The sequence below is a fragment of the archaeon CG10_big_fil_rev_8_21_14_0_10_43_11 genome, from assembly GCA_002763265.1.
GTDB lineage: Archaea > Nanobdellota > Nanobdellia > PEZQ01 > PEZQ01 > PEZQ01.
This window is the reverse complement of sequence record PEZQ01000009.1, coordinates 1-14,072: the sequence shown is the minus strand read 5'-3', so window position 1 is coordinate 14,072 and position 14,072 is coordinate 1. Positions and strand designations below refer to the sequence as shown.

General features: G+C 44.4%; 13 protein-coding genes. 6 read left to right on the top strand and 7 right to left on the bottom strand.

All coding sequences use genetic code 11. From position 1 onward, the window contains the following. Window positions 1-53 precede the first annotated feature (53 nt). Both COT72_04780 and COT72_04775 read right to left on the bottom strand, forming a co-directional pair. Complete coding sequence (locus COT72_04780; GenBank protein ID PIN99723.1) at window positions 54-1,607, bottom strand: tRNA uridine(34) 5-carboxymethylaminomethyl modification radical SAM/GNAT enzyme Elp3; 1,554 nt, start codon at window positions 1,605-1,607, stop codon at window positions 54-56. 9 nt (window positions 1,608-1,616) lie between these two features. Next, window positions 1,617-3,002: a hypothetical protein gene (locus COT72_04775; GenBank protein ID PIN99722.1), complete on the bottom strand. Its 1,386-nt coding sequence runs from the start codon at window positions 3,000-3,002 to the stop codon at window positions 1,617-1,619. Window positions 3,003-3,090: 88 nt separating this feature from the next. Here COT72_04775 and COT72_04770 point away from each other — a divergent pair, with 88 nt between their 5' ends. The 3 genes from COT72_04770 (at window position 3,091) to COT72_04760 (ending at window position 7,041) form a co-directional block, all read left to right on the top strand. Beyond that, window positions 3,091-3,648, top strand: a complete 558-nt coding sequence (locus tag COT72_04770) for a hypothetical protein (GenBank protein ID PIN99721.1) — start codon at window positions 3,091-3,093, stop codon at window positions 3,646-3,648. A gap of 15 nt (window positions 3,649-3,663) precedes the next feature. Beyond that, window positions 3,664-4,578 (top strand): hypothetical protein, encoded by a 915-nt coding sequence (locus tag COT72_04765; GenBank protein ID PIN99720.1) that lies wholly within the window; start codon window positions 3,664-3,666, stop codon window positions 4,576-4,578. 117 nt (window positions 4,579-4,695) lie between these two features. Beyond that, window positions 4,696-7,041, top strand: coding sequence for a valine--tRNA ligase (locus tag COT72_04760; GenBank protein PIN99719.1), 2,346 nt, complete (start codon window positions 4,696-4,698; stop codon window positions 7,039-7,041). Between the two features lie 87 nt (window positions 7,042-7,128). Here the strand turns inward: COT72_04760 and COT72_04755 are convergent, their stop codons facing one another. Then, a complete protein-coding gene (locus COT72_04755; protein ID PIN99718.1) occupies window positions 7,129-7,896 on the bottom strand; it encodes a hypothetical protein in 768 nt (255 codons plus the stop codon). A 47-nt stretch (window positions 7,897-7,943) separates the two neighbouring features. Continuing rightward, window positions 7,944-9,647: a DNA ligase gene (locus COT72_04750; protein ID PIN99717.1), complete on the bottom strand. Its 1,704-nt coding sequence runs from the start codon at window positions 9,645-9,647 to the stop codon at window positions 7,944-7,946. A 40-nt stretch (window positions 9,648-9,687) separates the two neighbouring features. Here COT72_04750 and COT72_04745 point away from each other — a divergent pair, with 40 nt between their 5' ends. Beyond that, window positions 9,688-10,221: a nitroreductase gene (locus tag COT72_04745; protein ID PIN99716.1), complete on the top strand. Its 534-nt coding sequence runs from the start codon at window positions 9,688-9,690 to the stop codon at window positions 10,219-10,221. A 5-nt stretch (window positions 10,222-10,226) separates the two neighbouring features. Here the strand turns inward: COT72_04745 and COT72_04740 are convergent, their stop codons facing one another. From COT72_04740 to ftsZ, 3 genes are all read right to left on the bottom strand, one after another. Further along, the gene (locus COT72_04740; protein PIN99715.1) at window positions 10,227-10,487 is read right to left on the bottom strand and encodes a hypothetical protein; all 261 of its coding nucleotides are present in this window, start codon (window positions 10,485-10,487) and stop codon (window positions 10,227-10,229) included. Between the two features lie 9 nt (window positions 10,488-10,496). Next, on the bottom strand, window positions 10,497-10,736 hold the full coding sequence (locus COT72_04735) for a hypothetical protein (protein PIN99714.1): 240 nt from the start codon (window positions 10,734-10,736) through the stop codon (window positions 10,497-10,499). Between the two features lie 64 nt (window positions 10,737-10,800). Continuing rightward, a complete protein-coding gene (gene ftsZ / locus COT72_04730) occupies window positions 10,801-11,871 on the bottom strand; it encodes a cell division protein FtsZ (protein ID PIN99771.1) in 1,071 nt (356 codons plus the stop codon). 274 nt (window positions 11,872-12,145) lie between these two features. On the opposite strand from ftsZ, the gene COT72_04725 reads away from it, so the two are divergent. Further along, a complete protein-coding gene (locus COT72_04725; protein PIN99713.1) occupies window positions 12,146-13,456 on the top strand; it encodes a Glu-tRNA(Gln) amidotransferase GatDE subunit D in 1,311 nt (436 codons plus the stop codon). A 14-nt stretch (window positions 13,457-13,470) separates the two neighbouring features. Further along, a partial coding sequence (locus COT72_04720; protein PIN99712.1) for a Glu-tRNA(Gln) amidotransferase GatDE subunit E occupies window positions 13,471-14,072 on the top strand: 602 nt, incomplete at its 3' end.

Here is a 14,072-nt window from a genome sequence, read left to right as displayed (position 1 = left end):
ACTCGCGGAATCAACAAGATGAATATTTAAATCTTTAGATAAAAACATCTGATTTAGAAATATTTAGTCATGTAGGGTCCATCACGCGTATAGCCAAGCGTGCGGTAATACTCGCGCACGCCAACGCCTGATACAACGCGAAGCTTTTTTGCACTATTCTTTTTTGCAAGCTCTTCAGCTTTAGCCATAAGCTGTTTTCCAAAACCTTTGTGTTGGAATGCAACACCCTCATCTCCTACAGGTGTTTGTGAGCCGTACACGTGCAGTTCGCGAATAAACGCGCCCGCAGGACTAATGCGAAGCCGCGCGAATCCAATAAGTGAATCAGATGCTTTGTCATTAATGCTAATAAAATAGTCAGTGCCCCCACTTGCTGCATAGCTTTTGACACGAAGCTCAGGCACGATAGTGTGGGTTGTATTTCTGCCAATCTCCCTGCAGCGAATGCACCTGCAGGGGGTTTTCATTCGTTTCCAGATTTGTTCGCGAATATTTCCCGCGCGCGGTCCTTTAAACACTTGTGTTGTTGGAATGTCACGCATGATGCGTTTGACGCGCACGTATTCGGGAAGAAATGTTTTTGCCTTGCTCAACACGTCAATAACATACGCGTCATCAGCAGGTTCATACCTGCCCTGCTCAAAGAGCTTGTAGAGAACAGTTCCTCTAATAACCAGTGTTGGATACATTTTCAAGCCGTCTGGTTGGTAGCGTTCATCTTCAAATAAGGTTTTGAATTGCATGATATCTTCATCTTTGCTCATGCCCGGCAGTTTGAGCATCATATGGTAATCGCATTTGAGTCCTGCATCTTTGAGTTTTTTTGTTGCTTCCCACACGTCGTTAAGGTCATGGCCGCGCTGCGTGCTTTTGAGTACGTCATTGCGCAGGCATTGCACGCCGATTTCAACACGCGTTGCGCCATAGCGCATGACTTCCTCAACATCAAGCCAGTCGGGCTTTGTTTCAACCACTAACGAAACACACCGGTGCTTTGCTGTTTCATTTGCTAATTGCACGTTCTCAAGACTGGGTCGTTTATTTTCTTGTTTGTGAGGAAACTCATTAAGTGCCTGAAAACAGCGTGTGATAAATTCTTGCTTATAGTCATCTTCATAACTGAGAAACGTGCCGCCCATAATGATAAGTTCAATTTTGCTTGGCACGTGACCAACATCATAGTACTGTTTGAGCCTGCTAAACACTTGCGCATACGGGTCGTAGTGGTGTTGTGCGCCGCGCATGCTTGCCGGTTCTTTGCCGGTGTAAGATTGGGGAACGTCTCCAAACACACTTTTTTCTCCGCCAGGACAAAAGGTGCAACGACCATGCGGGCAACGGGAGGGTTTTGTCATGACCGCGACTACGCTCACCCCGCTTGCTTTTCGTGACGGTTTTCGCTGCAGGAGCGCGCGAAACCGGTCAAGCTCATTATCGCTCATGAGTGCAATGATGTCACTGTTTGCAACCATGTTGCTTAGCCCGAACTGTTTTCCAACACGCTTTTTAGCCCGGTCTAGTTCGTCGCGCGTTTGTATGCTGCCAATGCGGATGTTGTGGAGCAAAAGCTGGGTTGCGTTCATGATTCTAGAGCATGACACGCTCATTTTTAAAGGTTAACCTTGCGGGTTGAAGCCCATTTCGTCAAGGAGAATTGCAAGACGCGCGCCATTGCCGTCATCAGTGAGGTTAATAATAGCAGTGAGGTTGACTGATGCTCTGCGGTTTGCAAGGTGTTGTTCGAGCGCGCTCACTTTGTTTAAGGATGTTTCATAGATGTTTTGTGATTCCTGCGGGTCGCGGGTTATGTCATACAGTTCTGGTTGTGAACCATTTGCGTGCACATACGTAAAACACTGGGTATCATCACACCAATGCGCTCCTGAATTGTTTACACCGCTTTTGTCCAAATAATCTTGGTAAATGATTCTCTCAGGCAGGGGAGTGAGAAGCGATACACCTTCTATGGGGGTGGTGTTTGAAAAGTTAAGCGCTAAAAGAACGGTTGGCAAAATATCAACATGTGACACGAGTTGACGCACTCTTCGTGCAGTAATTCCTGGAACGCGCACAATAAGCGGGATGTGGTGCACTGGTGCGTAGAGCGTTCCTTTGTGCCCGATTGAACCGTGTTCAAAAAATTCGTCACCATGATCTGACGTGATGATAAGTATGGTCTTTTCATACAATCCTTCTGCTTTAAGATATTCAATAACGCGTTTTATGTACGCGTCAGTGTAGGCAAGGTCTCCTGCATAATTTGCAAATACATACTCTCTGTCTTCACTGCTTATGGTTTTGTTGATTGTCCATTCTCCGTCACGGTTAATAACACCGTCTAGCGCCTGCAAGTCGCCTGCGTATGAGGGCAAGACGTCGTGAGGGTAGGTTTTGTTTGCAAGGTAGTTGTAGTGCGGGTCAAAATAGTGAAGAAACAAAAAGAATGACCTATTCTTGTGCGCGTCCATCCATTCAATGCCTTTTTGCGTTATGATTTGTGACGTGATTGTGTTGAAGTGTTCAACCTCGGGTTGCAGATGGTTTTGGTACGTGTCAAAGCCTTTGGAAAAGCCAAATGCTTCTGAAACATACGCTCCTGAAACAAATCCTGCAGTAGCATAACCTTGTTTTTTGAGTAGATCTTGCATCATGGGGTCGTGTATATCGCGCACGCACTGCACGCCCTCGCACTCTTGGGTTATGTCATGAAAGATGCCATGCGTTAAAGGGTAGAGGCCGGTAAGCATGCTCGCATGTGCGGGAAGCGTGTACGAAGTTGTGCTGTACGCGTTCTCAAATACGAGCGCGTCTTTAGAAAACGCGTCAAGTGCGGGTGTTGCATTCCACAACGAACCATACACACCCACCATGTCGGTTCGCACTGAATCAAGTGAGATGAGAATAACATTGCAATCTGTGCACACTTCGTTTTGTTGGGACATTCCCGCAATAAAGAGGAGCGTGCCAACCACGAGAATGCTCAAGAAGAACACGCGAAGCATAGTAGTAGGTTATGCGCGCTTTGTCTATAAATCTATACCTGCACGAGCACAACCTTTTTTTTACCTAAGTGTGTGGGGCTTGCACATCATGCGGGTTGTGGGGATTACGGGAAAAGTGTGTGCTGGCAAGGGCGCACTCAAACAGTTTCTCAAAGAATACAATGGGTATACTGATTATTCAATTTCAGATATGCTGCGCGGTGAATTGAGAAAACGTGAAAAAGAGTTGACGCGTGATAATCTTATTGCGCTTGGTAATCAGTTGCGCGAAGAAGGGGGTGCGGGCATTCTTGTTGACATGCTTGCAAAAACCCTGTCTTTTCCCGCCATTGTTGAATCAATTAGAAACCCCGGAGAAGTGCTTGCATTTCGCGAATTGTTTGGCAAAGATTTTGTGCTCATAACGGTGGTCGCAGACCCGCACGTTCGCTTTTCACGAATGCACGCGCGTGGAAGAGAAAATGACCCTCAAACGTGGGAAGAATTTTGTGAACTTGAGCATATTGAGCATGGCAAAGACCAGGGAACCCACGGTCAATTGCTTGACGCGTGCGAAGCCCTTGCAGATATTACCATTGAAAATAACGGTTCATTTGATGAGCTTAAGGCGCGCGCAAAAGCATTGTTTGATTCACTTCACCAATAACCTTTTTTAGCAAGCATGTCTTTTGAACAAGTAATGGGAAATTTTACGCGCTACCTCTTTTTTATTCTGGGTGTAGGATTGCTCACGGTTCTTCTCTCAAGCCTGATTCCCGGAGCATATGAGCGGCTTGCCGGTGTTTCAAATGTTGCAAATATTCCGGTTACTGGTTTTATCGCGTTTGAATCAGATTTTCTTCAGGGAACAAATTCAATTCGCGACATTATTCTTTCCCTTGAGCAGGCTGACAATGACCCGGAAATTAAAGCAATCATGTTAGACATTAATTCGCCGGGAGGCTATCCTGTTGCGTCATATGAACTGCAAAGTGCGGTTAGCGCGGTGCGAAAACCGGTTGTAAGCATTATTAGAGAGGTTGGCGCAAGCGGTGCGTACTGGGCTGCTGCGTCTTCAGACTATATTATTGCAAGCGAACTGAGCACAGTAGGAAGTATTGGCGTGAACGGCGGCTACTTAGAGTTTAGCGGATTGCTTGATGACTTTAACGTGACGTACGTGCGCGTTGTAAGCGGTGAGCAAAAAGATGTTGGTGCCCCATTTCGAGCGGTAACTGCTAAAGAAGCAGCAGATATGCAGGCAATGATTGATGAAATGCTTTTTCTTTTCTTGAATGATGTGGCACAAAAGCGAAACCTTTCAGACGCGCAAATAGCGTTTGCCAAAACCGGCGCAGTCGTGCTTGGAAGAGAAGGGGTTGTGCAGGGTTTTGTTGATGAAATTGGCGGTTCAAAAGAACTGGATGCATATCTTAAATCAATTACCCGTGCAAACAAGATTCAGTTTGTGGAGTATGCGCGTCAAGCATCACTTCTTGAATCACTTCTTTCAACGAGCGCAAAGCAGGGTGTTAGTTTTGCTCTTGATAGAGCAATCGTGCCTTTCTTGTTTACCCATACCTTTTTAAATAATTGAGAAATAATGTTTTTTACTATGAATAGAACTGCCTTGATGGGTGAATGTCCCGTATTGCCGCTCTATTAGTGTTATCAAAACCTTTTTTATACAAAACTATATTTGGAGAGGTTAGCAATGACTCTAGACAAGCGTTATGACATAAAATCTGTTGAAAAAAAATGGATTGTTTCCTGGAAAAAGCAGGGAACCTACAATTTTACCCTTAAGGATATAAATTATGGTATTGACACGCCACCACCATTCACCTCAGGCACCCTGCACATGGGTCACGTGCTTGATTTTACCTGGATAGACATTCTTGCACGTTTTGAGCGCATGCGCGGAAAAAATGTGTATCTCCCGCAGGGTTTTGATTGTCACGGACTCCCAACAGAGATGAAAGTTGAGCGCGAATATGGGGTGAGCCCGCGTGATACAAAAAAATTCATTGAAAAATGTGTTGAATGGACGCACAAGGCTGCAGAACACATGAAAGAGCAATGCAACCAGATTGGGTACTCAACTGACTGGCGCTATGAGTACCGCACTATGAATGATGATTATAAACGACTCGTACAAAAAAGCCTGCTTAAATTCTACAAAAAAGGATTACTCTATCGCGCAAAGCATCCTGTCTTGTTTTGCACAAACTGTGAAACCGCTCTTGCAAAAGCCGAAGTGGGATATCTTGATAAGCAAGGAACCTTGTACGCAATTGATTTGCCTCTTGAAGACAAAAAAGGTCACATTACAATCGCAACGTCGCGTCCCGAAATGATGCCTGCATGCGCTGCTGTTTTCGCTCACCCCCAGGATGAGCGCTATAAACACCTTGTTGGCAAAAAAGTGCTATTGCCTATTAGTGGCAGGAGTGTTAGCATTCTTGCTGACAAAGATGTTGACAAAGATTTTGGAACTGGCGTAGTTTATCTCTGCACGTATGGTGACGAACAAGATATTGCATGGCAAAAACGCTACAAGCTCCCTTCATATGATATAATTACTACTGATGGCCGCATGAAAAACACAGGAGACTATGATGGCATGACTGTTCTTGAAGCGCGAAAAGCCGTGCTTGCAGTTCTTGAAAAAAAAGGACTTGTGCGGGATATCAAAAATTATCCATCACGAGTGCTTGCGCACACTGAGCGCGGAAGCTGTCTTTCACCAATTGAATTGCTTCCTGTTGAACAGTGGTTTATTACGGTTAAAACGTTTACCAAAGACATTATTGCTGATGCAAAAAAGATTGCGTGGTATCCAAAAAAGGAATATAAGCGCCTTGAGGATTGGGCAAAATCGCTTGACTGGGATTGGATTATTTCGCGCCAGCGAACCTTTGGCACGCCAATACCGTTCTGGTACTGTAATGACTGTGGTGAGATTGTTCCTGCAAAAGAAAAAGATTTGCCCGTTAACCCGGTGCTTGCAAAAGCGCCAACAAGTGCGTGTCCTGCATGCAAAGGAAAAAATCTCATTCCTGAAGATGACGTATGTGACTGCTGGATTGACTCGTCAATGTCTGCGCTTAAAATCGCAAAATTCTGGGAAGATGACCATTTCTTTAGTAAGACCTATCCTACAAGCCTTCGACCGCAGGGGTATGAAATTATTCGAACCTGGCTTTTTTACACGCTTTTTAGAAGCAAGCAATTAACCGGAAAAATTCCGTGGAAAGAAGCAATCATTCATGGCATGGTTGCAGGAACTGATGGCAGGAAAATGAGTAAGAGTTTTGGCAACACCGTTGACCCTGATGACGTGCTCGCCCAGTATGGTGGAGATGTAGTCAGACAGTGGGGAGCCCTGCCTATTGGCAGTGATGATTTTCCTTTCTCATGGGAAGAGCTTAAGCATGCTGACAAGTTTCTCACTAAATTGTGGAATATTTCGCGCTTTATTGAAAACCACGCAAGTGCGTTGAGGCCAAAGAAGTTACAGCCAAGCGATAGGTGGGTCTTGCATGAATTAAACATGCTCAAAAAAGAGTACTGGAAAAACATGGACGCACGTACGTTTGGAAACGCGCTTCGTGCAACACGAAACTTCATTTGGCATGTGTTTGCAGATTACTACATTGAAATGGTTAAACACCGCTTGTACAGAGTTGAAGAGTTTGGAGAGGACAGTAAAAACGCGGCAATCCACACGCTTCGCGCGGTTCTCAAAGAGTGTTTGCTCATGCTCGCACCTTTTACGCCATTTATTGCTGAAGAAATCTGGCATGGCTTGTTTGAAGCAAAAACATCTATTCACTTAGAGCAATTGCCTGCTGTTGAGAAGAAGTATCTTAAAAAAGACTACAAAACCGTTGGTGACGAGATTGTTGAATTCATCAATAAAACACGAGAGGAAAAGCAAAAACAACAACTCAGTCTTGGTGCAGAAATTGATAGTTTGACTCTTAAAGCAAAACACGCGCATGACATAAAAGAATTGCAGGGCATGCTTCGCGCAAAAACCATTGTGCTCAAAAAGTAAATGCGTATAAACGGTGATTTAATCAATTAGCAATGCACGTAGCGTGCGGGACAGTTCACCATTTGAAAAAGCACTAAGTCACACGTTTTAGTTACTAAACTCATCAAAAATGGTTGAGAACGCTTTAGCAACGTACGGGCTTTTTACCCACACGCCATGTTCGTTTGCTTCCTTATCATCGGTGTCCGGGTTGAGGATGAGAAGCAGTTGTTCATCATCAACAAGAGCAAAGCGCATGTTGAGTGTTTGATTCTCGCGCACCACTATATCTTCGTACTCGGTGTTTGGCATGCTTGGGACAAGAAAGTGGATTTTTGCTCCATTTTGTTTTGCACTTTTAATTGCGTCAGACAGTTCGCTTGTTTTTCGAAACACGCCTTGTTCACTTGTTGCAATCTTCACTGAGTGTTTGGCGTTTCGCATCATTTCGTGCAGTCGTGCGTAAATGTTTTGTCTGCCTTTCACGCCGTTTGCGTTACTGTCCTGTGCGCTTGTTCCGCTTTGTGCGTACGTGTTTACTAAGGTTTTGAATAGTTCATGCTCTTTGATGTGGTCAATACGTTCTATTATGCGCGATTTCTCCTGGGTTACGCGTGTTTTGAATCGTTCAACAATTTCTTCAGGGTGCACGGCTGAGTACGTGATTGGTTTTCCAAGCTTAACAAGGATGAATCCTTTTTTTTCAAGGCTTTCGAGAATGTCATAGCTTCGCGAGCGCGGTACTTCTGCAAGCTTGCTTAACTCTCCTGCGCTTGCGTCACCTTTTTCAAGAAGAGCAGTCCACAATTTGACTTCGTAGAGGTTTAAATTAAACAATTCTTTGAGCCTGTGGAGTTGTTCTTTTCGGATAATCATTGCTAAGGATTACCAACATGTGCGTGATTAAAATAGGTTTTGTTTTGCTATGCCTGCTTTTGTGAAAGCGATTTTTGGTCTTGATAAATTCGCTTGATTCTCTCAAGGTCATCAGGCTCTTCTTTATCATCGCGAAAGCGAATCAGGCGCGGAAAACGAAGGGCAAATCCTGAGCTGTATGTGGGGCTTTTTTGGATTTCTTCATACCCCACTTCAACAACGAGTTTTGGCTGCACTTCAACGCGCTTGCCGCTTGTTTTGGTGATGAGGGGTTCAAGTCGTTTTGTTACTTCTTCAAATTGTTCTTCTGAAAGACCAGTAGCCATTTTGCCAATCTCTGCAAGCACATCTCCTTTTTTGCATGAAAGAACATAACTGCTCAGCCACTTGCCCCGCTTTCCTTCACCCCAAATCGCTCCCGTAATAACAAGGTCAAGCGGTTCGAGAATGGGTTTGACTTTAACACCAAACCCAACCCTGCTTCCTGGTTGGTATTGTGCATCAAGCTTTTTCATCATCACACCTTCCTGATGCTTTTCAAGCGCTTCATTGTAAAATCGCTGCGCTTTATCTTCATTTCCTGTGATGACTTGTTTTGCAAGTTCAACTTGCCACGCTTTTTTGCGTACAATACGCTCGAGTGCTGCTCTGCGTTTTTTAAACGGTTCAAGAAGCAGGTTTTTTCCCTCTAAGTAAAGCATGTCAAACACGTAGAGCACAACAGGGATTTTTTTTGCAATCTCATCAATACGGTGCTTTCGCTTGATGCGTTTTCCAAGAATTTGAAATGGAACATACTCTTTTGTTTTCGAGTTGTATGCAACTGCTTCACCTTCAAGAATACACTCCTTGCATGACACGTGTTCTTTGAGTGCGCCAACAAGGTCGGGAAACTGTTTTGTCACGTCATCAAGGCGGCGCGTGAAAAGCGTGACTTCTCCTTTTTTGAAGTGGCATTGCACGCGCATGCCGTCATACTTGTATTCAATTGCAGCGGGCGCACCAACGCGCGTAAAACCATTGCTAATTCCCTGCGCTTTTTGGTAGAGCATGAGTCGAAGCGGCTTTCCTACTTTAAGGTCAACATTCTTGAGTCCTTTGTTTCCGCTTTCTTTTGCAAGAAGAACAAGTTCACTGAGGTCTGAACGAAAATCATACGCGTGCTGGACGTGTTCTTTTTCAACATTAAATGCTTTTACAATTGCGTCGCGGATAATGCCAAACCCTACGCCAATGCGCAGGTCACCAAGCGCGGTGCGCGTGATGTAGCGCGCTTCTTTTGGCTTTGCTGAGCTGAGGAGTTTTGCAAGACTTCCGGTCTTTTTTTGCGTGCTGTTCTCTCCTTCAAAGCGTGCAATTGCGCGCAAAATTTCCATCACGTATGAAATTGTAAGTTTTTCTTGTGAGAGTGTGGTTTGCGTTTTCTTTTTTACCACCTGTTCTGCTACAAGACCTAAATCACCTTTTTCTTTCCACACGTTTGTGATTGCGTTCTCGTTTTTTCCGGTGATTTTTGAGAGTGCTTTAAGCACCATTTTGTCTGCAATGCCAAGCACTTCTTCGCTCACGCTTGGAAAAATTTCACCATTAAGAAAAAGAATCACGTTTGCAAGCTCGCTTTTTGGTGTGCGCTTGAGGAAATCAGCAATAATATCCCGTTTTTCAAGATTTTTTGTTGTTTTGTCAAGCTGTTCGTACACGTCTGCAAGCTCTTGGTAATCCATAGTGTTTGTTAGGGTTTTTTGTTTCATAAAGTTTTAGTAGTTTTACCGCGTTAGTAGTACAAAACGTATGGAACTTTTTGACGCGCTCATGCATCGCCGCTCTACGCGCCGCTTTTTGAGCTATCCTATTGAGCGTGAGCAGATATTCAAATTGTTGGATGCTGCAGACCGCGCGCCTTCAGCAGGAAACTTGGATAACTGGAAATTTATTCTCGTAGAAGACGAGCACATGCGCTTGGAACTTGCAAGTGCTTGCCACGCCCAGTTTTGGATGGCAGAAGCTCCGCTTATCATTGTGGTACTCTCAGATATTGAGCGAGTAAAGCGCGTGTACGGCTCGCGCGCCGAATTTTTTGCAACACAAAGTATTGCAGCATCAATCCAAAATCTGTTGCTTGCCGCAGAAGAATTGGATCTTGGCGCGTGCTGGGTCGGCAGTTTTGATGAGAAGTGGGTTAAGCGCGTTCTCGCTATTCCCGACAAGATTGATGTGCACGCCCTCATTCCGGTTGGACCTAAGGGTGAGAAGCCTCCTGAGCCAAAACGCTACCCTCTTGACACGAAAGTGTTTTTTGAAAAGTACGGCAAAACAAGCAGGTGATGTGCTTAACGGTATTTGAGTTTCATAACAAGCACTGTGCCAACGAGCAGTGTTGATATGCTGTTTGCAATTGCAATTGGCGCGTCAGCGCGCAAGTATCCGTACACAGCCCACAAGAAAATGGCTGTGGTGAGAATCACATACATGCCAAGTGAGATGTCATCTGCTTTTTTGGTTTGAAATGTTTTAATCACTTGAGGCACAGTAGCGATGGTTCCTAAGAATCCTGCTACAAATCCAACGAGTGAAACAATATCGAGCGCCATAGAGGGTACCTAGTCTAAAATAGCAATGTCTTCTAAATCTTTTTTGTCTAATTTCTTTTTTGAGAATTTTGAAAAAATTCTGCCAAAAAAGCTTTGCTCAGGCGCGTGAGTATTCATGCGAAGAGAAACCATGTTAGGCTTGTAAATATTTTCAATCATGCAGTACAAAGACTTATCACTTACCAAACCTTCTTTTTCTGCTCGTATGTAGAGGTAATCTTTACCCGAGAAAATAATGTATTTTTTCATACTAATCATTGTTAGAACGCTTTAAAAATAAAAAGGTAAGGATAGCCCCGAAGGGCTATTCACTTTAGATCATTCGAATTCCAAGGTCTTCGCTGACTTGCTCTGCTTGAATGCTTGGCTTCTTGTAGTCAAGAGCGCCAAGAATGTAGGGGCTTCGCACGCCAGTCACGATTGCCATGACGCGGATTTTTCCTTTCATGTCGTCTGTGATGCGCGCACCCCAGATAACATTTGCATCCTGGTCAAGGTTTTCTGTGATAAGCTCTCCTGCTGTGTTGACTTCCTCAAGTGTGAGGTCTGGACCGCCCGTGATGTGAATCAACGCGCCGTCAGCGCCTTTGTAGGAAACGTCAAGCAACGGGTTCATGAGTGCTTTGTTTACTGCCTCTTCTACGCGTCGCTCAGTGTCGCTTTCGCCAACACCAATTGCTGCAACGCCGCCCTGTGACATGATTGCTTTGACATCAGCAAAGTCTAAGTTGACTAGTGATGGCAGTGCGATTGTTTCTACAATTGCTTTAATCATGGTTGAGACAAGTTCGTTTGCAACAGCAAATGCTTTCTCAACAGGCAGGTTACCGGCAAGCTCAACAAGGCGGTTGTTGTCAACCACGATGACCGTGTCGCAGACTTGGCGCAGTTGTGAAAGACCAAATTCAGCTTTCTCAATGCGAGCTCGCTCAATCTTGAATGGCATGGTAACCGTTCCAATAACAATTGAACCCATGTCACGCGCAATCTTTGCAATCTCAGGAGCTGAGCCAGTTCCGGTTCCTCCTCCAAGTCCTGCGCAGATAAAGAGCATGTCTGTTCCGCGCAAACCTTCTTTGATTTCGTTTGCAGACTCGCGAGCAGCGTTTGCGCCCACGTCAGGATAGCCTCCTGCACCTAGTCCGCTAGTTATTTCTTTTCCAAGCAGAATCTTGACGTCAGCGTCGCGAGCATCTAAGTGTTGCGTGTCAGTGTTCATGGCGATGATTTCAGCACCACTCACTCCTTTGTGGTACAACCAGTGAACCATGTTGTTACCACAACCCCCTGAACCCACTACTTTGATTGTTGCTTGACTTTCAAGACCTGCTTCGATTCCCATTATATCTTTTTTATCCAATGCGTTTTGTACTATGAAGTCCATTTTGCGACTCCCCCTATCTTTTTTACCATAAAGGTTTTTATACGTGAAGTTGATATTCTTCACTATAAAAAGCATTTATACCTGTGAGACTATATTGATTGGAATAAGTGCTCAAAGTTACCACTGCTCCAAAGAAAATTGCGTCCACTCTTTTCTTAGCAGTTCTTGTTTAAATATATTTCTTTAATCTCTTAATTCCTGTACGCACACGCATTTATTTTTGCCGATTTTGTGCAAGAACAATTATAAATGAGAATGCGCTAGGTTTGTTTTGATGTACGCTAAAAAAATTAACACGCTTGCAGGAAAAACACTCTCAATCCCGCAGGATGTTCGCGTTTTGTGCGCAGGTAAGGAATATGAAGGAACAATTATGCCTTCACCTGATGAGCAGGCAAAAACGCTGGTTCTTAAACTTGCCAACGGATATAATATTGGCATTGACTTTTCGCGCATCAAAAAAATTGTGCCTCAGAAGAGGTCAAAAACAACTTCACAAAAAATTAAGGCGTCTTTTAACAAGAAATTGCCAACAATCAGCATTGTTGCAACAGGCGGCACCATTGCGTCAAAAGTTGATTACCAGACCGGCGCCGTGCGCGCTCTTTCAAAACCTGAGGAATTTCTTTCTATTAATCCAAAACTATTGCAACTTTGCAACCTCAAACTCGTCACTCCTTTTACTAAGCTTAGTGAGGATATGGATTTTGATGATTACAAAACATTGTGTGATGCAGTCAATAAAGAGCTTAAAACCTCAGATGCAGTGATTGTAACGCACGGCACTGACACTTTGCACTACACCGCGTCTGCGCTTTCATTTGCGTTTCAAGGGCTCAATAAGCCTATTGCGGTTGTTGGCGCGCAGCGTTCAAGCGACCGAGGCAGTGCTGATGGCGTCATGAACCTTACCTGCGCGGTTCATTATTGTTTGAGCGATGTTGCTGAAGTTGCAGTTGTAATGCATGCAACAACAAATGATGATTATTGTTTTGCTATTCGTGGAACCCATGCAAGAAAACTTCACACTGAACGCAGAGACGCATTTCGCTCAGTAAACGAGCTTCCATTAGCAAAAATCTGGCCAAATGGCAATATGGAACTGCTCAGTGAGGTCTATAAGAAACGCGACAAAAAACGTGCGGTTACGTTTTCAAACAAGTTTAGCAAGGACGTTGCCCTCATTAAAGTGCATCCAAACAGCAATCCAAAAATGATTGATTTTCTTGTCAAAGACGGCGTCAAAGGTTTTGTGATTGAAGGAACAGGCTTTGGTCACGTGCCAATCAATGCAACGCCATCTTGGGAACCTCATTTGCGCGCTGCTGCAAAAAAGGGCGTGTTTTTTGTGCAAACCTCGCAATGTGTATACGGACGGACAAGCCTGCTTGTGTACTCGAACGGCAGGGTGCTTCGTGATATTGGGTTTATGAATGGTTATGACATGCTTTCAGAAACCGCGTTTATCAAACTCGCGTGGGTGCTTGGTCAGACCAAGGATGCAAAAAAAGTGCGTGAACTTATGCAAACAAACATGGCACGAGAGTTTGGCACGCGCTCGCTTGTTGACACATTTCTCTACTAACTGGTGAAAAAAAGATGATTGATTACAAAAAGCTTGGATTCAAGTGCGGTCTTGAACTGCATGTGCAGCTTGACACGCATAAATTATTTTGTGACTGTCCGTCCCAGTTGCGTTTTGATACGCCTGATTATACTATTATGCGAAAGCTCACGAGTGTTGCAGGAGAAATGGGAGAAATTGATGTTGCAGCAAAGCTTGAGAGCGCAAAAGACAAGACATTCATCTACGAATGTTATGACCAAAATGATTGTTTGGTTGACATTGATGAAGAGCCCCCACATAACATTGACTCTGACGCGTTAGGTGTGGCTTTGCAAGTAGCATTCCTGTTGAACATGAAAATTCTTGATGAAATCTTTGTCATGAGAAAAGCAGTAGTTGACGGCAGCAACACCGCTGGTTTTCAGCGAACTGCGCTTCTTGGCGAAGATGGTCACATTGACACAAAAAAAGGACCTGTTCGCGTAAACATGCTCAGTCTTGAAGAAGATGCGGGACGAAAAATGGATGAGACAGACAACACAGTAACCTATCGCCTTGACCGCATTGGTATTCCGCTTATTGAACTGCGAACTGAACCAGACATTGTGTCTGCAGAGCACGCAAAAGAAACAGC